The following is a 19,907-nucleotide window of genomic DNA, read 5'->3' as shown; positions in this document are numbered from 1 at the left end:
CACTCACTCTTGCCGCTTGAAGCTTGTCGCTTGAGGCTGCTTTTTAATGCCCGGCGGTTTTCGAGAACAACTGGATCACCACCACGCCGAGGACGATCAGCGCCATGCCCAGCATCGCCGGGATATCCAGCTTCTGGCCGTACAGGAACAGCGCGGCAATGCTGACCATGACGATGCCCATGCCGGCCCATACCGCATAGGCCACGCCCACCGGGACGGTGCGCACCACCAGGGTCAGCATCCAGAAGGCCACGCCGTAGCCGACGATGATCAGCGCCAGGGGCAACGGTGTGCTCAGGCCCTTGACCGCTTTCATTGAAACAGTGGCAATCACTTCCGCGCAGATGGCGATGGCCAGGTAGTAGTAAGCGTTCATGGGAGGGTTCCTCGTGTCTGGGACTGCTTTCTGAGGTCGGCATTCTAGAGGCTGCCCAGATGGGGTAAAGTCATTACCTATCTGTTATAGAGATAGGTTGCGCTATGAACATGCAATGGAACCTGGAGCAGTTGCGGCTGTTCGTCAGTGTCGCCGAGCTGCGTTCGTTTTCCGCGGTGGCCCGCCAGCAACGCAAGGCGCAATCGGCCATCAGCAGCGCCATCGCTCTGCTGGAGGAGGACCTGGGGGTCAGCCTGTTCGAGCGCAGCAGTGGGCGCCAGCCCAAGCTCAGCGAAGCCGGCAGTGCCTTGTTGCAGGAGGCGCGGGAGATTCTGCGCCAGTGCGATCGCCTCAATGGCCGGGCCCTGGCCTTGATGCGGGGCCAGGAGGCGCGCTTGCGCCTGGCCCAGGATGAGGCGATGCCTTACCAGCCGGTGCTCGACAGCCTGGAAGCCCTGGCCGAGCGCTTTCCCAGCCTGGAGGTGCAACTGGCCAGCGGCGCCCAGGGCGATGTGGCGCGCAAACTGGTGGAGCGCCGGGCCGACCTGGGCTTGCTGTTCCACCATGAGCAGATGCCCGAAACCCTGGAGCGTCAGGCCCTGGGCAGCGTTGAAATGGTCACGGTGTGTGCCGTGGGGCATCCCCTGGCCCATGAAAAACGGGTCAATCGCCAGCTCCTGGCCCGGCACCGGCAGTTGCTGATCGCCCCGCAACTCAGTGGTTATCCCGGTGGTGAGCAAGTCAGCCCCCAGGTCTGGCGGGCGGACAGTTTCTACGTGATGGCCGAATGGCTGATGCGTGGCCTTGGCTGGGCCTGGTTGCCGCGGCATGTGGTGCAGTACCCGACCTATCAGCATCAGATGGTGGAGCTGGTCAGCGAATGGACGCCGCCGGCGCTGGTGGTGGAGCTGGCCTGGCGCCGCGACGAGCCCCTGGGGCCGGCCGCGCGCTGGCTGGCGGAACGTTTTGCCGTGCACCTGAAGGCGATCGGCTAAAAAACCGATAAACTCCGCCGCCATGAATAGAACTCTCTATACCGCACTGTTTTACCTGGGGCTGCCATTGGTAGCGATTCGCCTGTGGCTGCGTTCGCGCAAGGCCCCGGCTTATGCCAAGCGCATTGGCGAACGCTTCTCTCTGGGCTTGCCGGTGATGCAGACCGGCGGTATCTGGGTGCATGCGGTGTCCGTGGGCGAGAGCATTGCCGCGGCGCCAATGATCCGGGCCCTGTTGGCCCGTCATCCGCAACTGCCGATTACCGTGACCTGCATGACCCCCACCGGCTCCGAGCGCATTCAGGCGCTGTTCGCCCATGAGCCGCGCATCCAGCATTGCTACCTGCCTTACGATCTGCCTTGCGCTGCTGCGCGCTTTCTCGATCGGGTGCAGCCCAAGCTGGCGGTGATCATGGAAACCGAACTGTGGCCCAACCACATCGACCAGTGCGCTCGGCGCGGGATTCCGGTGGCCCTGGCCAATGCCCGATTGTCCGCGCGTTCGGCCAAGGGTTATGGGCGCTTTGCCGGTCTGACGGCGCCGATGCTGGCGCAGATGAGCCTGTTCGCGGTGCAGACCGAGACCGAGGCCCAGCGTTTCCGGGAGCTGGGTGCGCGTCCCGAGACGGTGGAAGTGACAGGCTCGATCAAATTCGACCTGAGCATCGATCCGCAACTGCTGGTGCGTGCCCGTGAGCTGCGCCAGCAGTGGCAGGCCATGGACCGCCCGGTATGGATCGCCGCCAGTACCCACGAAGGTGAAGACGCCGTGGTGCTCGACGCCCATCGGCAACTGCTGGCCAGTTACCCGAATGCCTTGCTGATTCTGGTGCCACGGCACCCGGAACGCTTCAACTCGGTGTACGAGCTGTGTCGGCAACAGGGTTTCACGACCATTCGCCGCTCCGCCGGAGAGCCGGTGGACGCCAGCACCTCGGTGTTGCTGGGGGACACCATGGGCGAGTTGCTGTTCCTCTATGCCCTGGCCGACAGCGCCTTTGTCGGTGGCAGCCTGGTGGCCAACGGCGGGCACAATCTGCTGGAGCCGGCGGCGCTGGCCAAGCCGGTGATCAGCGGACCGCACCTGTTCAACTTCCTGGAAATCGCCGCGATGCTGCGCGAGGCCGGAGCCCTGCAGGAGGTGGATGACGCCGAAGGGCTGGCGGTGGCGGTGCAGCGCCTGTTCGAGTTGCCCCGGGATGCGCAGAAGATGGCCGAGGCCGGGCTCAAGGTGCTCAAGGCCAACCAGGGGGCCTTGCAGCGTTTATTGGATGGCCTTGATCGTCTCTTGAACAGGCACTGATCGTCCGTCTGTAGCCGCTGCCGCAGGCTGCGTTCGGCTGCGTAGCGGCCACAAAAAAAGGCCACCCGCAAAGGTGGCCTTTTTCATGGCTCCAGGCTTCAGGGACGAGCCTTGAGCTGCTCCTGTGCGGCCTTGGCCAGGTCCGGCGGCAGGAAGTCGCGGTCCGGGTTGTAGTCGGCCTTGAGGTAGCGCGACAGGTCCTGCAGGTCGCCGGGGTTGAGGGTGCCGGCGGCCTGTTTCAGGCGCAGGTTGTCGAGGATGTAGTCGTAGCGGCTGTTGTTGTAGTTGCGCACCGAGGTGTACAGCTGACGTTGGGCATCCAGCACGTCGACGATGTTGCGCGTGCCCACCTGGTAGCCGATTTCCGTGGCTTCCACGGCGCTCTGGTTGGAGATGATCGACTGGCGTCGGGCCTGGACCTGTTCGACATCGGTGTTCACCGCGCGATGCAGGTTGCGGGTGTTCTCCACCACCTGGCGACGCAGGGATTCGCGCTGCTGCTCGGTCTGGCTCAGGCGCGAGTAGGACTCGCGGACCTGGGAGCTGGTCAGGCCACCGCTGTAGATCGGGATGTTCAGTTGCAGGCCGATGGAGCGCTGCTCGACATCGCTGCCGTAGCGCGTCAACGGGTTGGGGTTGCTGAAGCCCAGGGCGTCGTTATCGCCTTTCTTGTACTGCGCCACGGCGTCCAGGGTCGGGGCGTGCCCGGCCTTGCGCTGCTTGAGGGTTTCCTCGGCGGCGCTGACCGCGTAGTTGCTGGCCAGCAGGTTGAGGTTCTGCCGGGCGGCGGTGTCGACCCAGGCCTTGGCGTCGTTGGGCGTCGGTGCCAGCACCGGCAGGGTGTGGACAATGCCCTGGATCGAGTTGTACTCGCGGTTGGTCAGGGTGATCAGCGCTTCGAAAGCGTCATCCACCTGACGCTGGGCGAGGATCCGGTTGGCCCGGGCGGTGTCGTAGCTGGCCTGGGCCTGCAGGACGTCGGTCTTGTCCGACAGGCCCACGTCGAAGCGTTCGTTGGACTGGTCCAGTTGACGCTTGAAGGCGGCTTCCTCGGCCTTGGTCGAGGCCAGGTTGTCCTGGGCGCGCAACACCGCGAAGTAGTTTTCCGCGCTTTGCAGGATCAGGTTCTGTTCGGTGGCCGAGAGCTGCAGCGAGGCCTGCTCGTTGATGTCCTTGGCGGCCTGCAGCTGGAACCAGCGGTCGGCGCGGAACAGCGGCTGGGCCAGGGTCGCCTGGTAGACGTTGCCGCTGCGGGTCGAGGCCATGGATGGCTCATCGAACTTGGTGCGGGTGTTGTTGATGTCCGCCCCCGCCGAGAGGTTGGGCAGCAGCCCGGCGCGGGCCTGGGGCACCACTTCCTTCTGGGCGCCGTACTGGGCGCGGGCAGCGGCCAGATCGGCGTTGTTGTCCACCGCTTCCTGGTAGACGCTGACCAGATCGGTCTTGGTGGTCAAAGGTGCTTCTGCTGCCCATGCCATTCCATTGGACGCACAAGACACGGCAACAGCCAGTGAGAGTTTGCGCAGCATTCGGCGATCCCTAGAGTTGATATTACGGAGATAATCCAGGCGCCAAGGCTAAGGCGCGGTCCATGGAGCGTCAAGGTTCGACATAGGGCAGGGAGTGTAGAGCTGCTGACCTATGGCAACAATCCTGCAATTACGCCATTCATCCTGCTTATTGCACCGGTGTTGGCGTTCTGTCCCGGCTTTGTCTAGACTGGCGCGGTTCTTGTCGGGGTGCCTTGCTATGAGGCTGAGATCGGATAATCCGGATCCCGTTGAACCTGATCAGGTTAGCGCCTGCGTAGGGAACAAGATTTCTCGTCACCCGGCGAGTCCTCTTGTGCTTCGTCCGGGATGTTGTTCGACAATCGAACACCCCTCGAGTACCAAGCACTGCACTCACTAGTTGCTTAGACAGGGTGCGTCCGTCCGTTACAGGTTCGCTCCGACAACAATCCACTGCCTGGATGCTGTCTGGAGAGCCCGTGATGACGACAAAACTAAAAAACGCTAGCAACCTCAGTGAGTCGGCCCAAGTCGACCAACAATCGGTTCAGCCCTTTACCCGCTCGCAAAAAATCTATGTCCAGGGTTCGCGCCCGGACATCCGCGTGCCCATGCGCGAAATTACCCTGGACGTGACCCCCACCGATTTCGGTGGCGAGATCAACGCCCCGGTGACCGTGTACGACACCTCCGGCCCCTACACCGACCCGAACGTGGTGATCGATGTGCGCAAGGGCCTGGGCGATGTGCGTTCGGCGTGGATCGAAGACCGTGGCGACACCGAGCGCCTGCCCGGCCTGAGCTCCAACTTCGGCCAGCAGCGCCTGGCGGACCCGGAACTGACCCAGCTGCGCTTCGCCCATGTCAACAACCCGCGCCGGGCCAAGGCCGGGGCCAACGTCAGCCAGATGCACTACGCGCGCAAAGGCATCATCACCGCCGAGATGGAATACGTCGCCATCCGCGAAAACATGAAGTTGCAGGAGGCCCGCGCCGCCGGCCTGCTGAACCAGCAACACGCCGGCCACAGCTTCGGCGCCAGCATCCCCAAGGAAATCACCCCCGAGTTCGTGCGCGAGGAAATCGCCCGCGGTCGCGCGATCATTCCGGCCAACATCAACCACGTCGAACTGGAACCGATGATCATCGGCCGCAACTTCCTGGTGAAGATCAACGGCAACATCGGCAACAGCGCCCTGGGTTCCTCCATCGAGGAAGAAGTGGCGAAACTGACCTGGGGTATCCGCTGGGGTTCGGACACGGTGATGGACCTGTCCACCGGCAAGCACATCCATGAAACCCGCGAGTGGATCATCCGCAACTCGCCGGTGCCGATCGGCACCGTGCCGATCTACCAGGCCCTGGAAAAGGTCAACGGCGTGGCCGAGGACCTGACCTGGGATCTGTTCCGCGACACCCTGATCGAACAGGCCGAACAGGGCGTGGACTACTTCACCATCCACGCCGGGGTGCTGCTGCGCTATGTGCCGCTGACCGCCAAGCGGGTCACCGGCATCGTGTCCCGTGGCGGTTCGATCATGGCCAAGTGGTGCCTGGCGCACCACAAGGAGAACTTCCTCTACACCCACTTCGACGAAATCTGCGAAATCATGAAGGCCTACGACGTCAGCTTCTCCCTGGGAGATGGCCTGCGTCCGGGGTCGATTGCCGACGCCAACGACGAAGCCCAGTTCGGCGAGCTGGAAACCCTCGGCGAGCTGACCAAGATCGCCTGGAAGCATGACGTGCAGTGCATGATCGAAGGCCCGGGCCACGTACCGATGCAGTTGATCAAGGAAAACATGGACAAGCAGCTGGAGTGCTGCGACGAGGCGCCGTTCTACACCCTCGGCCCGCTGACCACCGACATCGCTCCCGGTTACGACCACATCACCAGCGGCATCGGTGCGGCGATGATCGGCTGGTTCGGTTGCGCCATGCTCTGCTACGTCACGCCCAAGGAGCACCTGGGCCTGCCGAACAAGGATGACGTGAAGACCGGGATCATCACCTACAAGATCGCCGCCCACGCCGCCGACCTGGCCAAAGGTCACCCCGGCGCGCAGATCCGCGACAACGCCTTGTCCAAGGCGCGTTTCGAATTCCGCTGGGAAGACCAGTTCAACCTGGGCCTGGACCCGGATACCGCCCGTTCGTACCACGACGAAACCCTGCCCAAGGACTCGGCCAAGGTGGCGCATTTCTGCTCCATGTGCGGGCCGAAGTTCTGCTCGATGAAAATCACCCAGGAAGTTCGCGAGTACGCGGCCAACCAGCGCATCGACGCGGTGGACGTGGACGTCGCCAAGGGCCTGGCGGAGCAGGCCGAGCGCTTCAAGCAGGAAGGCAGCCAGCTGTACAAGAAGGTCTAAGCCACGAGCTGCAAGCCGCAAGTGGAAAGCAAAGGGCGACGTGCTTTTTCTTGACGCTTGAGGCTTGCAGCTTGCTCCTGTCCCTTTTGAGATATATCCCTTGAACAGTCCAAGTACCTATTCCCCCAATCTTGCGGTGCCCGCCGATAAGCGTGTGTTTGGCGCCCGGGATCTGTTCTCCCTGTGGTTCTCCCTCGGCATCGGTTTGATGGTGTTGCAGACCGGTGCGCTGTTGGCGCCGGGCCTGGGGCTGTCTCATGCGTTGCTGGCGATCTTTCTTGGCACCGCTGTGGGCGTTCTGCTGCTGGCGGCGGTGGGGGTGATCGGCAGCGACACCGGCCTGTCGTCCATGGCTGCGCTCAAGCTCAGCCTGGGCCGCCGCGGCGCCAGTCTGCCGGCGTTGCTCAACCTGCTGCAGTTGGTGGGCTGGGGCGCGTTTGAAATCATCGTCATGCGCGATGCCGCCAGCCTCCTGGGCACCCGGGCCTTCAGTGAAGGCAGCCTGTTGGCCAATCCGCTGCTCTGGACCCTGTTTTTCGGTGCCCTGGCGACCTTGCTGGCGGTCAGCGGCCCCTTGACCTTTGTCCGCCGGATCCTGCGCAAGTGGGGCATCTGGCTATTGCTCACGGCGTGCCTGTGGCTGACCTGGAACCTGTTCGCCCGGGCCGACCTGGCGGCGCTCCGGGCTCAGGCCGGGGATGGCTCGATGCCGTTTGCCGCAGGCTTCGACATCGCCATTGCCATGCCCTTGTCGTGGTTGCCGCTGATCGCCGACTACTCGCGCTTCGGCAAGCGCGCCAAGAGCGTGTTCGGCGGCACGGCCCTGGGTTTTTTTATCGGCAATTTCTGGCTGATGAGCCTGGGCGTTGCCTACACCCTGGCCTTCGCCCCGAGCGGTGAGGTGAATGCCTTGCTGTTGGCGCTGGCCGGTGCCGGGTTGGGGATTCCGCTGCTGCTGATCCTGCTGGACGAGTCGGAGAACGCCTTTGCCGACATTCATTCGGCGGCGGTTTCCAGTGGCATTCTGCTGCGCCTGAAGGTCGAGCACCTGGCCCTGGCCATCGGTGTGCTCTGCACCCTGATCGCCTGCCTGGCGCCGCTGGCCCAGTACCAGAACTTCCTGCTGCTGATCGGCTCGGTGTTCGCGCCGCTGTTTGGCGTGGTGCTGGTGGATCACTTCATCCTGCGCCGACGCTGCGGGGATGATTCGCTGTCAGCCTGGCGCTGGACCGCGCTGTTGGCCTGGCTGGGTGGGGTGAGCACCTACCACCTGCTGGCCAACCTGTATCCGGATGTCGGGGCTACCCTGCCGTCGCTGCTGCTGGCAGGGCTGTTGCAGTGGCTGCTGGGCCGGGGGGTCAGTTCCCGGGAAACAGCTCGGGCTTGAGCACGCCCTTGAGGCGGTCGTAGGGAATCTGCAATTCGATATGGCCCAGCACCGAGGGCGCGATGGTGCTGACGTCGTACTTGAGGGTCACGGCTTTCTGGGTCAGCGCCACGTTGGCGGTTTTCTGGAACGGCCAGGTCTTGATGAATTCGGCTTCGCGATCCAGGTGGGTGCTGATCAACCAGTTGTTGTGGGCGACCCGCGCGGCCTTCCAGAACATCTCCTCCTGGCCGGGCAGCAGCATGTCCGCCAGGCTCAGCGCCCGATGCTGCTGGCGCGAATAGTTGACGAAGCCCCGGCCCGGGGTGCCGTTGGCGGCACCGGTGTCCAGGTAGCTGGCCAGCTCGATGATCACCAGGCCGTCATGCTGCTCGCGTACCTTGGATTGCAGGTACATGCCGTGGCGGTCCGCTGCGCTGCGCAGGAACTGCTCGCGGTAGGCTTCCAGGCTGGCCGGCAGCGCTGCGTCGGGGCTGGTGCGGGTCATTTGCAGCAGGCGTTTTTCGACGATGGCATCCAGTTGCGGCTCGGCGGGAAAGTGCACGGTGTCGAGGTTGACCAGCGGACAGTCGGCGCCGCTGCAGCCGGGCTTGAGCTGCTCGGACTTCTCGCGCTTGGTTTCCAGCGGCGTGTTGTAGCTTGGCTGAAACAGGCTTTGGCAGGCGCCCAGGGTCAGGGCGATACAGGCCACGGAGGCGATTTTGACAAGCGACATGGGCGTCCTTCATAAACCAGGGGGAGGCATGGGTTACCGGCTTCGACTGCCTGCGAGGCAGTCGGTTCGCCACTAAGCTCAATAGAGGCAATTAGATTAGGTTTAGCCCCTCGCCGTCTATCCCGCTGAGGCTAAAGGGGCTGCATCGGCAGCGGCGGGCGCGTTAGGATGGCGCGAAGTCGAGGGGGATCCTCGGGACGAACAGGCTGTACACGAGGATTGCTATGACTGACTTTGCCAACTCCACGCCGAGTGCCGTCGAGATCATCCGGCGCGAGAACTGCTTCCAGGGTTTCTACCGGCTCGATCGCCTGCAACTGCGTCATGAATTGTTCGCCGGTGGCATGGGGCGGGAAATCAATCGTGAGGTTCTGCTGCGTCACGATGCGGTGTGCGTACTGCCGTACGATCCGCAGCGCGATGAGGTGGTGCTGATCGAACAGTTTCGCATCGGCGCCATGGGCAAGGCCGCCACGCCCTGGCTGGTGGAACTGGTGGCCGGGTTGATCGACAAGGACGAGCAGCCGGAAGAAGTGGCGCGTCGTGAGGCGCAGGAGGAAGCTGGCCTGGATATCTCGGCGCTGTGGCCGATGATCGAGTATTTCCCGTCGCCAGGGGGCAGCACCGAATTCGTTCATCTGTTCCTGGGACGATGCGACAGCAGTGCCGCCGGCGGGTTGCACGGGCTGGAGGAAGAGGCGGAAGACATCCGGGTTTCGGTGATGGCCTATGAAGATGCGCAGCAGGCCATGCGCGATGGGCGGATCTGCAATGCCGCCAGCATCATTGCCTTGCAGTGGCTGGCGCTCAATCGCGCTGAAGTGAGGGGGTTATGGTCGTAAACAAGGTACGCGACCGCTATCGGGTGGATCTGGCGGGGCTGCAAGCTTCCTGCGAGGCCAACTATGCCCGACTGATGCGCCTGCTGCCTGACATGCGCAACCAGCCTGTGGCTCGGCGCATCGCCGTGACCCAGGGCGAGCAGATGCTCGGCGTCCTGGCCCTGGAAGTGGTGCTGACCTGCCCTTACACCACCACCTTGCAGGTGCGCCAGGAGCACAGTCTGCCCTGGCTGCCGGTGCCGCAACTGGAGGTGCAGGTCTATCACGATGCGCGCATGGCGGAAGTCATCAGCGCCGAGCATGCCCGGCGGTTTCGCAGCATCTATCCCTATCCGAATGCCTTCATGCACCAGCCGGACGAGAAGGCCCAGCTGAATGTTTTCCTGGGGGAGTGGCTGAGCCATTGCCTGGCCTGTGGGCACGAGTTCGAAGCCGTGCGCTAGATGTGAACTGGGTCCGCTTCCCGGGTTTCCTCTTTTTTGCTTCCCCCAGCATAATTACCGCCTTCATCATGCTTTGTGCCCTTGCACCGGGAGAACGCCGTGCCAAGCGTATCCGCACTGACTGCCGACGACTCGGTGCTGCTGGTGCAACTGTCCGATAGCCATCTGTTTGCCGAGACCGACGGTGCGCTGCTGGGCATGAACACCGCCGACAGCCTGCAACGGGTCATCGACCTAGTGCTGGCGCAGCAGCCGCGTATCGACCTGATGCTGGCCACCGGCGATCTGTCCCAGGACGGCACTCTGGAGTCCTATCAGCGCTTTCGTCAGTTGACCCGGCAGATTCCGGCGCCAGGCCGCTGGTTGCCCGGTAATCACGACGAGCCACAGGTCATGCAACTGGCGACGCGGGACAGCGATCTGCTGGAACCGGTCGTCGATATCGGCAACTGGCGCATAACCCTGCTGGATTCGTCGGTGCCCGGTTCAGTGCCGGGCTATCTGCAGGACGACCAGTTGCAATTGCTGGCCCGCTCCCTGGGCGAGGCGCCCGAGCGTCATCACCTGATTTGCCTGCATCACCATCCGGTGTCCATCGACTGCGCCTGGATGGAGCCCATCGGCCTGCGCAATGCCGAGGCGCTGTTTGCCGTGCTCGACCGCTTCCCCCAGGTTCGCGCCTTGCTCTGGGGGCATGTGCATCAGGAGATCGACCGCTTGCGTGGCGACGTGCGGCTGTTGGCCTCACCCTCCACCTGCATCCAGTTCGAGCCCGGCAGCGACGATTTCAAGGTCGAAGAACAGGTGCCCGGCTATCGCTGGCTGCGCCTGCTGCCCGATGGACGGTTGGAAACCGGTGTACAACGGGTCCACGGCTACGCATTCAGCATCGATTACGGCAGCAACGGCTACTGAAGCGGCTTCGTTAGCTGCCGTCATCCCTGTAAACTGCGGCTTTTGCCCAGGTGCACAGGGAGTTCGCATGTCCGGTTCGATCCTTTATATCCACGGCTTCAACAGTGCGCCCGCGTCGACCAAGGCCTCCCAGTTGCGGCGCGTCATGGAGCAGTTGGGGCTGGGCGAGCAATTGCGCGTACCGGCCCTGCATCACCATCCGCGCCAGGCCATTGGCCAGCTGGAACAGGCGATTGCCGAACTCGGTCGTCCATTGCTGGTCGGCAGCTCGCTCGGCGGCTACTATGCGACTCACCTTGCCGAGCGCTATGGTCTGAAAGCCCTGCTGATCAACCCTGCTGTCAGCCCGCACCGGATGTTCGACGGTTATCTGGGCACGCAGAAGAACCTGTACACCGACGAAACCTGGGAACTGACCCACGACCACGTGGCGGCGCTGGCGGCGCTGGAAGTCGCGCCACCCCAGGACCCGCAGCGTTATCAGGTGTGGTTGCAGACCGGGGACGAGACGCTGGACTATCGCAGCGCCGAGCGCTACTACCGCGCCTGTGCCTTGCGCATCCAGGCCGGCGGCGATCATAGTTTCCAAGGATTTACCGGACAATTGCCGGCAATGTTGAATTTTGCCGGCATCACTGCCGATCAGTACCAGGCGATCGACTTCACGGCACTGTGAAGCCTCGCCCCATATTCATTGAACGACTAACGACGAGAACCCATGGCCACTCCCAGCGCTAGCTCTTATAACGCAGACGCCATCGAAGTCCTCTCGGGACTCGACCCGGTGCGCAAACGCCCGGGCATGTACACCGACACCACGCGGCCCAACCACCTGGCCCAGGAAGTCATCGACAACAGTGTCGACGAAGCCCTGGCCGGCCATGCGAAGTCGATACAGGTCATCCTGCACGCCGATCACTCCCTGGAAGTCTCCGACGACGGCCGCGGCATGCCCGTGGACATCCACCCGGAAGAGGGCGTCTCCGGGATCGAGCTGATCCTCACCAAGCTCCACGCCGGCGGCAAGTTCTCCAACAAGAACTACCAGTTCTCCGGCGGTCTGCACGGGGTGGGTATTTCCGTAGTCAACGCCCTGTCGAATCAGGTGCGGGTACGGGTCAAGCGCGACGGCAACGAATACCAGATGACCTTCGCCGATGGCTACAAGGCCAGCGAGCTGGAAGTGGTCGGCACCGTCGGCAAGCGCAACACCGGCACTAGCGTGTACTTTGCCCCGGACCCGAAATACTTCGATTCGCCGAAGTTCTCCGTCAGCCGCCTCAAGCACGTGCTCAAGGCCAAGGCCGTGCTGTGCCCGGGGCTGCTGGTGAGCTTCGAGGACAAGTCCAGCGGCGAGAAGGTCGAGTGGCATTACGAAGATGGCCTGCGTTCCTACCTGGTGGACGCGGTCAGTGAATTCGAGCGCCTGCCCAACGAGCCGTTCTGCGGCAGCCTGGCAGGCAACAAGGAAGCGGTGGACTGGGCCCTGCTGTGGCTGCCCGAAGGCGGCGACAGCGTTCAGGAAAGCTACGTCAACCTGATCCCCACGGCCCAGGGCGGTACCCACGTCAACGGCCTGCGCCAGGGCCTGCTGGATGCCATGCGCGAGTTCTGCGAATTCCGCAACCTGCTGCCCCGCGGCCTGAAGCTGGCCCCGGAAGACGTCTGGGAGCGCATCGCCTTCGTCCTGTCGATGAAGATGCAGGACGCGCAATTCTCCGGCCAGACCAAGGAGCGGCTGTCGTCCCGTGAGGCGGCGGCGTTCGTGTCCGGAGTGGTCAAGGACGCCTTCAGCCTGTGGCTCAATGCCAACCCCGAGTTGGGCATGCAACTGGCGGAGCTGGCCATCAGCAACGCCGGCCGCCGCCTGAAGGCCAGCAAGAAGGTCGAGCGCAAGCGCATTACCCAGGGCCCGGCACTGCCCGGCAAGCTGGCGGACTGCGCCGGCCAGGACCCGATGCGTTCCGAGCTGTTCCTGGTGGAGGGTGATTCCGCGGGTGGTTCGGCCAAGCAGGCACGGGACAAGGAATTCCAGGCGATCCTGCCGCTGCGCGGCAAGATCCTCAACACCTGGGAAGTGGACGGCAGCGAAGTTCTGGCCAGCCAGGAAGTGCACAACATTGCGGTGGCCATCGGTGTCGATCCGGGCGCCGAGGACATGAGCCAGCTGCGCTACGGCAAGATCTGCATCCTCGCCGACGCCGACTCCGACGGTCTGCACATCGCCACCTTGCTCTGTGCCCTGTTCGTCCAGCATTTCCGTCCGCTGGTGGATGCCGGCCACGTCTATGTAGCCATGCCGCCGCTGTACCGCATCGACCTGGGCAAGGAAATCTACTACGCCCTGGACGAGGCCGAGCGCGACGGCATTCTCGACCGCCTGGTGGCCGAGAAGAAACGCGGCAAGCCCCAGGTCACCCGATTCAAGGGGCTGGGTGAAATGAACCCGCCGCAGCTGCGCGAGACCACCATGGACCCGAACACTCGGCGCCTGGTGCAGTTGACCCTGGACGACGTCGAGGCCACCGCGGAAATCATGGACATGCTGCTGGCGAAGAAACGCGCCGGTGATCGCAAATCCTGGCTGGAGTCCAAGGGCAACCTGGCCGAGGTGCTGGCCTGATGCACAGAGGTTTTGCCCTGGCCCTAGCGCTATTGGCAACCTCGGTGGTGGCCGCGCCTGCGCCCGAACTGACCTTGCTGTCCGAGCATCCTGTGGAAGGCATGCGCGGCGGCAATCTGTCTGGGCTGGCGCTGTGCGGCCAGGAGTTGTGGACGGTTTCCGACCGCGACGACGATCAGATCTACAAGCTCGATACCCGCGACAGCGTCTGGCAGGCCGAGGCCCTCAAGCTGGAAGTGCCGGCGGTGCCGGACACGGGCTTGCCCTGGGGCTTGAAGTCGCGGACCTGGGCCGCGTCCTTCGTGCGTGGTGGCGACCTGGATTTCGAAGGCATCTCCTGCGACGCCGCGGGCAACAAATATGTGGTCAGCGAGGCTCACGCCACGGTGCTCAAAGTCCCGGCGCAAGGCGCTCCGGCCTGGTTGAAGATTTCGCCGATCATGGTCCGTGAAGCGCGGGCCAGCGGCATGCTCCTGCATTTCAACGCCTTGTTCGAAGGCCTGGCGGTGAACCCTGCCGGTGACCGGATCTGGCTGGCGGCAGAGCGAGAGCGGCGCGGGCTGTTGTTGATCAAGCGGGGGCAGACCACCTGGGACTGTGATGGCGGTTGCGTGCTGCTCAGTGAGGCCGGCTCGGAAATGCAGCCACCGCAGGTGCCCAACGCCAAGGCGGTGTCCCGGGACTTTGCCGACCTGTCGCTGTTCGACGGCAAGCTGTTCACCCTGGAGCGCAATGCCTACCAGATCTGCCGCCGGGATGCGCAGAACGCCAAGGTCGAGCTGTGCTGGTCCTTTGCGGCCGAGGCGCTGCTGGAACACCGGCGTTATCCACAGCCTTACGGCTTGGCGGAGGCTCTGGTGGTGGATGCCAAGGGCGCCTGGATCGGACTGGACAACAACAACGGCGCCCGCGCCGATGGCGAGGCCCGCCCCATCGTCTGGCGCTTTGCCGCCCCTGAAGGCGGCTGGAGTGCCAAGCCATGAGCCAGCAACCGGGCAAGAGCGCCGGGCGGGTGATGCTGATCCTGGCCTGGGCCGCGGCGCTGTTCCTGGCCACGCGGTTCTTCGCCGACTGGGAGGCCCGCCAGGAGAACCCCAACACTGTCGTCAGTTCGCAACAACATGAGGGTTACATCGAAGTGAAGCTGGTCGGTAACGGCCAGGGGCATTTCGTTGCCAGCGGCCATATCAACGGGCAGCCGGTGCAATTCATGCTCGATACCGGGGCTACCGAAGTCTCGATTCCTTCCGGGCTGGCCGAGCGCCTGGGCCTGGAGCGCGGGGTGCCGGTGACCCTGAGTACCGCCAACGGGCGCAGCGAGGGTTATCGGACCCGCATCGAGCGTCTGCAACTGGGGGATATCGTTCTCCAGGACGTCAGGGCCCTGGTGGCCCCGGGGCTCGACGGCGACCAGGTTTTGCTGGGCATGAGCGCTTTGAAGAAACTTGAATTTACTCAGCGCGGCGGCACCATGCTGCTGCGCCAGACCACGAACCAATGAGGCCCGCATGAGCGACTCCCTTGATCTCAGCCTGGATGGCGTAGAACGCCGGTCACTGGCTGACTTCACCGAAAGTGCCTACCTCAACTACTCCATGTACGTGATCATGGACCGTGCTTTGCCGCATATCGGCGACGGCCTGAAACCGGTACAGCGGCGTATCGTCTACGCCATGAGTGAGCTGGGGCTGGATGCCGATTCCAAGCACAAGAAATCCGCGCGTACCGTGGGTGATGTGCTCGGTAAGTTCCACCCTCACGGGGATTCCGCCTGCTACGAAGCCATGGTGCTGATGGCCCAGCCCTTCAGCTACCGCTACACACTGGTGGATGGCCAGGGCAACTGGGGTGCGCCGGACGATCCCAAGTCCTTCGCGGCCATGCGTTACACCGAGGCGCGTCTGTCGCGCTATTCCGAAGTGCTGCTCAGCGAGCTGGGCCAGGGCACGGCAGACTGGGGGCCGAACTTCGACGGCACCTTGCAGGAACCTCTGGTATTGCCGGCGCGTCTGCCGAATATCCTGCTCAACGGCACCACCGGTATCGCCGTGGGCATGGCCACCGACGTGCCGCCGCACAACCTGCGGGAAGTGGCTTCGGCCTGCGTGCGTCTGCTGGACGAACCCAAGGCCACGGTGGAACAGCTCTGCGAGCATATCCAGGGGCCGGATTACCCCACCGAAGCGGAAATCATCACCCCGCGCGCCGACCTGCTGAAGATCTATGAAACCGGCCGTGGCTCGGTGCGCATGCGCGCCGTGTATCGGATCGAGGATGGCGACATTATTGTCACCGCACTGCCGCACCAGGTCTCCGGGGCCAAGGTGCTGGAGCAGATTGCCGCGCAGATGCAGGCCAAGAAGCTGCCGATGGTGGCCGACCTGCGGGACGAGTCGGACCACGAGAACCCCTGCCGCATCGTGATCATCCCGCGCTCCAACCGGGTCGATCCCGATGAGCTGATGCAGCATCTGTTCGCCACCACCGAGCTGGAGTCGACCTACCGGGTCAACATCAACATCATCGGTCTGGACGGCAAGCCGCAGTTGAAGAGCCTGCGGGCGTTGCTGGTGGAATGGCTGGAGTTCCGGGTGGCCACCGTGCGCCGGCGCCTGCAGTTCCGCCTGGACAAGGTCGAGCGTCGCCTGCACCTGTTGGACGGCTTGCTGATCGCCTACCTCAACCTGGATGAAGTGATCCACATCATCCGCACCGAGGAGCATCCACGGGCCAAGCTGATCGAGCGTTTTGCCCTCAGCGAAATCCAGGCCGACTACATCCTCGACACCCGTCTGCGGCAACTGGCGCGTCTGGAAGAGATGAAGCTGCGGGCCGAGCAGGACGAGTTGCTCAAGGAGCAGGCCAAGCTGCAGGCCCTGCTCAACAGCGAAACCAAGCTCAAGAAGCTGGTGCGCACCGAATTGCTGCAAGACGCAGAAACCTACGGCGACGATCGTCGTTCGCCGATCGTCGCCCGCGCGGAAGCCAAGGCCCTGTCGGAAAACGAGCTGATGCCCACCGAGCCGGTGACCATCGTTCTGTCGGAAAAAGGCTGGGTCCGTTGCGCCAAGGGGCATGATATTGACGCCACGGGTCTGTCCTACAAGGCCGGTGACGGCTACAAGACCGCCGCTGCCGGGCGGTCCAACCAGTTTGCGGTGTTCATCGATTCCACCGGCCGCAGTTACTCGGTGGCGGCCCACACGCTGCCATCGGCCCGTGGCCAGGGCGAGCCGCTGACCGGTCGCCTGACGCCGCCGCCGGGTGCGACCTTCGAATGCGTGCTGCTGCCGGATGACGAGGCTCTGTATGTGATCGCATCCGACGCGGGCTACGGTTTCGTGGTCAAGGGCGAGGACTTGCAGGCCAAGAACAAGGCGGGCAAGGCGCTGCTGAGCCTGCCGAACAACGCCAAGGTTCTGGCGCCGCGGCCGGTGGCCGATCGCGAGCAGAACTGGCTGGCTTCGGTGACCACCGAAGGGCGTCTGCTGGTGTTCAAGATCAGCGATCTGCCGCAGTTGGGCAAAGGCAAGGGCAACAAGATCATCGGCATTCCCGGTGAGCGGGTGGCCAGCCGCGAAGAGTACGTCACCGACATCGCGGTGTTGCCGGATGGCGCGACCCTGGTATTGCAGGCGGGCAAGCGGACCTTGTCGCTGAAGGCCGACGACCTAGAGCACTACAAGGGCGAGCGCGGACGCCGGGGCAACAAACTGCCGCGCGGATTCCAGCGGGTCGATGCGTTGTTGGTAGAGCCTCTCAGTTGAGTGCCGGCCAGAGCGCTTGATCCTGGATTTAAGCGGCGGATCGATGCTGGAACACTGGAGTCAAGGCGCATATTCACGGATGATATGCGCGTTTCAAACGCCGGCCTTGCCGGCGTTATTCAATTTTTTTGAGTATTTACACTGTGGCCAGCCTTGTGGCCGCCACCTGGATGGGATGATGACTGCTCTGCGCCTTCCTCTTGTTTTTCTGCTCGCGGGCGTTCTTGGCCTGGCGGGTTGCAGCGTGCACCAGCCGGTGTCGCTGTATCAGCTGGACAGCGGAAGTCCAGCTCAGCCGGCCAGTGCCGGCATGTCGGTATTGTTGGGACCGGTGCTGATCGCCGATTACCTGCAACGCGAAACCCTCCTGCAACGCCAGGATGATGGCAGCCTGCAAGCCTCCACCGACGGTCGTTGGGCGGGCAGCCTGTCTTCGGACATCGACCAGTTGCTGTTGCGCCAGGTGGCCGGTCATCTGGACAGTCAGCGCGTAGTGCTGGCGCCGGCGACCAGCGGTTTCACTCCGGATGTACAGGTTCTGCTGTCGATCACTCGCCTGGATTCCGGCAAGTCGCAACCGGCGGTGCTGGATGCGCAGTGGCGTCTGATCGATCGGCGTGGTCAGGTGCGGGATAACCGCATCGTGCACCTGCAGGAGCAGCATGCGGGCACCACCGCTTCCCAGGTCCAGGCTCAGGGCGTGCTGTTGCAGCGCCTGGCCGAGCAATTGTCGGTCGCCCTCAAGCCCCTGGCCAACCAGCCTGCCGTGGCGGAGGTGCCGCGCAAGGCGCCGCCGGCACCGGTGGCCAAGCCGGTAGAGCAGGAGAAGCAGCCAAAGATTCCGATGGCCACGCCGATCCGCACGGATATGGAAGTGTTCAGGTTCTGAACGTAGTGGCTGCAAGACGAGGCCCGCCCATTGGCGGGCCTTGTCGTTTCTGCAGTGGGGTGGGGGAGGTCGGGTGGCTTTTTGTCCTGGCAAGCCAGTTTCTACCGAGTCTGCGGGACTGTTGTAGGCGCTGGTTTGCCGGCGAAGGGCTCCACGTTGCCCACCCGCCAGGCATAAAAAAGCCCGCACTTGGCGGGCTTTTTCTTGGACGCAGGGCAGCCTTACAGCTTGGCCCGCGTCTCATGCATGCGCGCCAGTTGCCGCTCCAGCATGGAGGGGTAGGGCTCCATCAGCCGTTCGACACAGCAAGCCCCTTCCGGGCTGGCGATAGGGCGGATGCGTGCGCGCTGACGGATCAAGGCGTCGTCATTGACCTGGCGTTCCACCAGCAGCAGGTTGCGGCTGTGCTGGGACAGTGCCAGGGCATCCTGGGCGCTCTCGGTCAGCAGCAGGTCGATCTGGCTCAGGCCGAACAGCCCTTCGCCCAGCGTCAGGCCCAGTTGCAATTGCAGGGTGATGCCGCTGTCCGCCACTTCGATCTGCAGGGCATGGCCCAGGGCGCGCAGCAGTTCGCCGCAGCAGATGGCGTTGGTCAGGTAATCGTCGCCGCTGTCTTCGCTGTGGAACAGCATCAGCGTGCTGCCGTCGTTCAGGGTGTGCAGCTCGCTCTGGTAGAGCGAGGCGGCCTGATCCAGGCAGTCCCGATAGCGTTCCAGCAGTTCCATTAGGCGGGCCCGTGGCAGGCGGCGCAGCTGCTCCTGGGCTCCCAGTTGTACTGCGAGTACCGCGCTGTGCTGAGGCTGGGCGGGCGTTTGCGGTTGCAGCGCCGGTTTGGGCGCGGGTGTCGACGAGTGATCACGCAGGTCGGCGAACGGATCTTCCTCGTCCAGTTCGTCCTCCTCGGCGCTGACCAGGTGCCGTGGCGCAGGCTTCAGGCCTGCCACGGGCGCGCTTTGATCAAAGCTCGGATCGCGCAGGTTGCGCACTTCGAACCCGGGCTCGGGTTCCTCGTCGGCCTCTGTTTCCAGTTCGGGTTGAGGCTCTGGCTCGGGTTTTTCCGGCACCAGGCGGGCGTGCAGCTGGCGCGCCAGATCGCCGATCTCGTCCTGGCGCTGAGTGGCCGGTGTGTGTTCATCCAGGTCCCGCAGCCAGACCCGCAGTTGCAGCAACGGGGTGGAGATGTGGCGACCCAGGCGCAGGCTCAACGCCAGCGCCAGGGCCAGCAGGATGGCGCTGAGGATGCCCATGCTCTGCAGGCTGATGGTCATCGGCTGCTGGAACTGTGCCATGTCCAGGCTGATCCGCAGATTGCCGGCGGTCACGTCCTGAAAGGTGATCTTGGTCTGGTACACGCCCTCGGTTTCGCCCAGCAGGCTGCTCTTGGGGCGCTGTCCGGCCTCGGCGAGGATGCGGTTGTCGACGCTGTAGATCGCCGCGTGGGCCACCAGCGGGTTCTTGGTCAGGTTGTTGAGCAGGACGTTGAGGCTGAGGATGTCGTTGGACACCAGCAGCTCGGTGGCCGAGGTGGCGGTTTGGGTGGTCAGGCTCTGACCCAGGGCGTCAGCCTGTTCGTGCATGGCTTGCTTGAACTGCAGGCCCATCACGCCGGCATAGATCACCAGGGCCAGGGCGACCAGGATCACGTTATGGCTGGCAATGCGCAATGCAATCGGCACACGACGATGGCGCAGTGCACGGAAGATCAGCAGGAAGAAGTTGTCGGTTTTGACTGGCGTGGGCCGGTTCACTGAGCTCGGCTCTTTTGTCCG

17 protein-coding genes and 1 riboswitch are annotated in these 19,907 nt (G+C 63.7%); of the genes, 13 read left to right on the top strand and 4 right to left on the bottom strand.

Annotation, left to right across the window (positions count from 1 at the left end; all coding sequences use genetic code 11):
• Window positions 1–43: 43 nt before the first annotated feature.
• Window positions 44–376, bottom strand: a complete 333-nt coding sequence (locus ACMGG8_RS01030) for a DMT family transporter (protein WP_011058907.1) — start codon at window positions 374–376, stop codon at window positions 44–46.
• A gap of 110 nt (window positions 377–486) precedes the next feature.
• Here ACMGG8_RS01030 and ACMGG8_RS01025 point away from each other — a divergent pair, with 110 nt between their 5' ends.
• Together ACMGG8_RS01025 and waaA are read left to right on the top strand one after the other, a co-directional pair.
• A complete protein-coding gene (locus tag ACMGG8_RS01025; RefSeq protein WP_162492853.1) occupies window positions 487–1,371 on the top strand; it encodes a LysR family transcriptional regulator in 885 nt (294 codons plus the stop codon).
• Between the two features lie 22 nt (window positions 1,372–1,393).
• The gene (waaA, locus tag ACMGG8_RS01020; RefSeq protein ID WP_414159027.1) at window positions 1,394–2,674 is read left to right on the top strand and encodes a lipid IV(A) 3-deoxy-D-manno-octulosonic acid transferase; all 1,281 of its coding nucleotides are present in this window, start codon (window positions 1,394–1,396) and stop codon (window positions 2,672–2,674) included.
• A 98-nt stretch (window positions 2,675–2,772) separates the two neighbouring features.
• On the opposite strand, the gene ACMGG8_RS01015 is transcribed toward waaA, so the two are convergent.
• Complete coding sequence (locus tag ACMGG8_RS01015; protein WP_060837240.1) at window positions 2,773–4,203, bottom strand: TolC family outer membrane protein; 1,431 nt, start codon at window positions 4,201–4,203, stop codon at window positions 2,773–2,775.
• A gap of 196 nt (window positions 4,204–4,399) precedes the next feature.
• A riboswitch (TPP riboswitch) is annotated at window positions 4,400–4,504 on the top strand.
• A 163-nt stretch (window positions 4,505–4,667) separates the two neighbouring features.
• On the opposite strand from ACMGG8_RS01015, the gene thiC reads away from it, so the two are divergent.
• Together thiC and cytX are read left to right on the top strand one after the other, a co-directional pair.
• On the top strand, window positions 4,668–6,557 hold the full coding sequence (gene thiC, locus ACMGG8_RS01010; RefSeq protein ID WP_414159026.1) for a phosphomethylpyrimidine synthase ThiC: 1,890 nt from the start codon (window positions 4,668–4,670) through the stop codon (window positions 6,555–6,557).
• A 100-nt stretch (window positions 6,558–6,657) separates the two neighbouring features.
• Complete coding sequence (gene cytX / locus ACMGG8_RS01005) at window positions 6,658–7,944, top strand: putative hydroxymethylpyrimidine transporter CytX (protein ID WP_414159025.1); 1,287 nt, start codon at window positions 6,658–6,660, stop codon at window positions 7,942–7,944.
• On the opposite strand, the gene ACMGG8_RS01000 is transcribed toward cytX, so the two are convergent.
• On the bottom strand, window positions 7,916–8,659 hold the full coding sequence (locus tag ACMGG8_RS01000) for an RsiV family protein (protein ID WP_060837243.1): 744 nt from the start codon (window positions 8,657–8,659) through the stop codon (window positions 7,916–7,918). The two genes, cytX and ACMGG8_RS01000, sit on opposite strands and share 29 nt — an antisense overlap.
• Before the next feature lie 224 nt (window positions 8,660–8,883).
• Between ACMGG8_RS01000 and ACMGG8_RS00995 the strand changes: the two genes are divergently transcribed.
• From ACMGG8_RS00995 to ACMGG8_RS00955, 9 genes are all read left to right on the top strand, one after another.
• Window positions 8,884–9,501: an NUDIX domain-containing protein gene (locus ACMGG8_RS00995; RefSeq protein WP_108545947.1), complete on the top strand. Its 618-nt coding sequence runs from the start codon at window positions 8,884–8,886 to the stop codon at window positions 9,499–9,501.
• On the top strand, window positions 9,492–9,944 hold the full coding sequence (locus ACMGG8_RS00990; protein ID WP_060837245.1) for a DUF1249 domain-containing protein: 453 nt from the start codon (window positions 9,492–9,494) through the stop codon (window positions 9,942–9,944). Before ACMGG8_RS00995 ends, ACMGG8_RS00990 begins: the two co-directional genes overlap by 10 nt.
• A gap of 99 nt (window positions 9,945–10,043) precedes the next feature.
• Window positions 10,044–10,859 carry a 3',5'-cyclic-AMP phosphodiesterase gene (gene cpdA, locus ACMGG8_RS00985; protein WP_414159024.1) on the top strand — a complete coding sequence of 272 codons (816 nt, stop codon included), beginning with the start codon at window positions 10,044–10,046 and terminating at the stop codon, window positions 10,857–10,859.
• A 67-nt stretch (window positions 10,860–10,926) separates the two neighbouring features.
• Window positions 10,927–11,535, top strand: coding sequence for a YqiA/YcfP family alpha/beta fold hydrolase (locus ACMGG8_RS00980; protein ID WP_060842316.1), 609 nt, complete (start codon window positions 10,927–10,929; stop codon window positions 11,533–11,535).
• Window positions 11,536–11,577: 42 nt separating this feature from the next.
• Complete coding sequence (gene parE / locus ACMGG8_RS00975; RefSeq protein WP_060837248.1) at window positions 11,578–13,482, top strand: DNA topoisomerase IV subunit B; 1,905 nt, start codon at window positions 11,578–11,580, stop codon at window positions 13,480–13,482.
• Window positions 13,482–14,465, top strand: a complete 984-nt coding sequence (locus ACMGG8_RS00970; protein WP_414159023.1) for an esterase-like activity of phytase family protein — start codon at window positions 13,482–13,484, stop codon at window positions 14,463–14,465. The genes parE and ACMGG8_RS00970 overlap by 1 nt, the downstream gene beginning before the upstream one ends.
• Complete coding sequence (locus ACMGG8_RS00965) at window positions 14,462–14,983, top strand: TIGR02281 family clan AA aspartic protease (protein WP_060842319.1); 522 nt, start codon at window positions 14,462–14,464, stop codon at window positions 14,981–14,983. The genes ACMGG8_RS00970 and ACMGG8_RS00965 overlap by 4 nt, the downstream gene beginning before the upstream one ends.
• Before the next feature lie 7 nt (window positions 14,984–14,990).
• Window positions 14,991–17,249 carry a DNA topoisomerase IV subunit A gene (parC, locus tag ACMGG8_RS00960; protein ID WP_414159022.1) on the top strand — a complete coding sequence of 753 codons (2,259 nt, stop codon included), beginning with the start codon at window positions 14,991–14,993 and terminating at the stop codon, window positions 17,247–17,249.
• A gap of 178 nt (window positions 17,250–17,427) precedes the next feature.
• Entirely contained in the window at window positions 17,428–18,138 is a 711-nt protein-coding gene (locus ACMGG8_RS00955) for a membrane integrity-associated transporter subunit PqiC (RefSeq protein ID WP_060837252.1), read from the top strand.
• A gap of 221 nt (window positions 18,139–18,359) precedes the next feature.
• Here the strand turns inward: ACMGG8_RS00955 and ACMGG8_RS00950 are convergent, their stop codons facing one another.
• Complete coding sequence (locus ACMGG8_RS00950; protein WP_060837253.1) at window positions 18,360–19,886, bottom strand: AhpA/YtjB family protein; 1,527 nt, start codon at window positions 19,884–19,886, stop codon at window positions 18,360–18,362.
• Window positions 19,887–19,907: the final 21 nt, after the last annotated feature.

Source organism: Pseudomonas sp. BNK-45, assembly GCF_047456255.1.
In the GTDB taxonomy this organism is placed as follows: domain Bacteria; phylum Pseudomonadota; class Gammaproteobacteria; order Pseudomonadales; family Pseudomonadaceae; genus Aquipseudomonas.
The sequence above is the reverse complement of the archived record's forward strand: the minus strand, read 5'-3'. Positions and strand labels throughout refer to the sequence as shown.

What these genes read in the sequence shown, in the direction of transcription:
- ACMGG8_RS00955 (WP_060837252.1), top strand. Translation starts at nt 17,428, where the DNA reads ATGACTGCTCTGCGCCTTCCTCTTGTTTTTCTGCTCGCGGGCGTTCTT.
- ACMGG8_RS00980 (WP_060842316.1), top strand. Translation starts at nt 10,927, where the DNA reads ATGTCCGGTTCGATCCTTTATATCCACGGCTTCAACAGTGCGCCCGCG.
- ACMGG8_RS01030 (WP_011058907.1), bottom strand. Translation starts at nt 376, where the DNA reads ATGAACGCTTACTACTACCTGGCCATCGCCATCTGCGCGGAAGTGATT.
- ACMGG8_RS01015 (WP_060837240.1), bottom strand. Translation starts at nt 4,203, where the DNA reads ATGCTGCGCAAACTCTCACTGGCTGTTGCCGTGTCTTGTGCGTCCAAT.
- ACMGG8_RS00990 (WP_060837245.1), top strand. Translation starts at nt 9,492, where the DNA reads ATGGTCGTAAACAAGGTACGCGACCGCTATCGGGTGGATCTGGCGGGG.
- parC (WP_414159022.1), top strand. Translation starts at nt 14,991, where the DNA reads ATGAGCGACTCCCTTGATCTCAGCCTGGATGGCGTAGAACGCCGGTCA.
- ACMGG8_RS00970 (WP_414159023.1), top strand. Translation starts at nt 13,482, where the DNA reads ATGCACAGAGGTTTTGCCCTGGCCCTAGCGCTATTGGCAACCTCGGTG.
- ACMGG8_RS01000 (WP_060837243.1), bottom strand. Translation starts at nt 8,659, where the DNA reads ATGTCGCTTGTCAAAATCGCCTCCGTGGCCTGTATCGCCCTGACCCTG.
- thiC (WP_414159026.1), top strand. Translation starts at nt 4,668, where the DNA reads ATGACGACAAAACTAAAAAACGCTAGCAACCTCAGTGAGTCGGCCCAA.
- ACMGG8_RS00995 (WP_108545947.1), top strand. Translation starts at nt 8,884, where the DNA reads ATGACTGACTTTGCCAACTCCACGCCGAGTGCCGTCGAGATCATCCGG.
- ACMGG8_RS00965 (WP_060842319.1), top strand. Translation starts at nt 14,462, where the DNA reads ATGAGCCAGCAACCGGGCAAGAGCGCCGGGCGGGTGATGCTGATCCTG.
- ACMGG8_RS01025 (WP_162492853.1), top strand. Translation starts at nt 487, where the DNA reads ATGCAATGGAACCTGGAGCAGTTGCGGCTGTTCGTCAGTGTCGCCGAG.
- waaA (WP_414159027.1), top strand. Translation starts at nt 1,394, where the DNA reads ATGAATAGAACTCTCTATACCGCACTGTTTTACCTGGGGCTGCCATTG.
- parE (WP_060837248.1), top strand. Translation starts at nt 11,578, where the DNA reads ATGGCCACTCCCAGCGCTAGCTCTTATAACGCAGACGCCATCGAAGTC.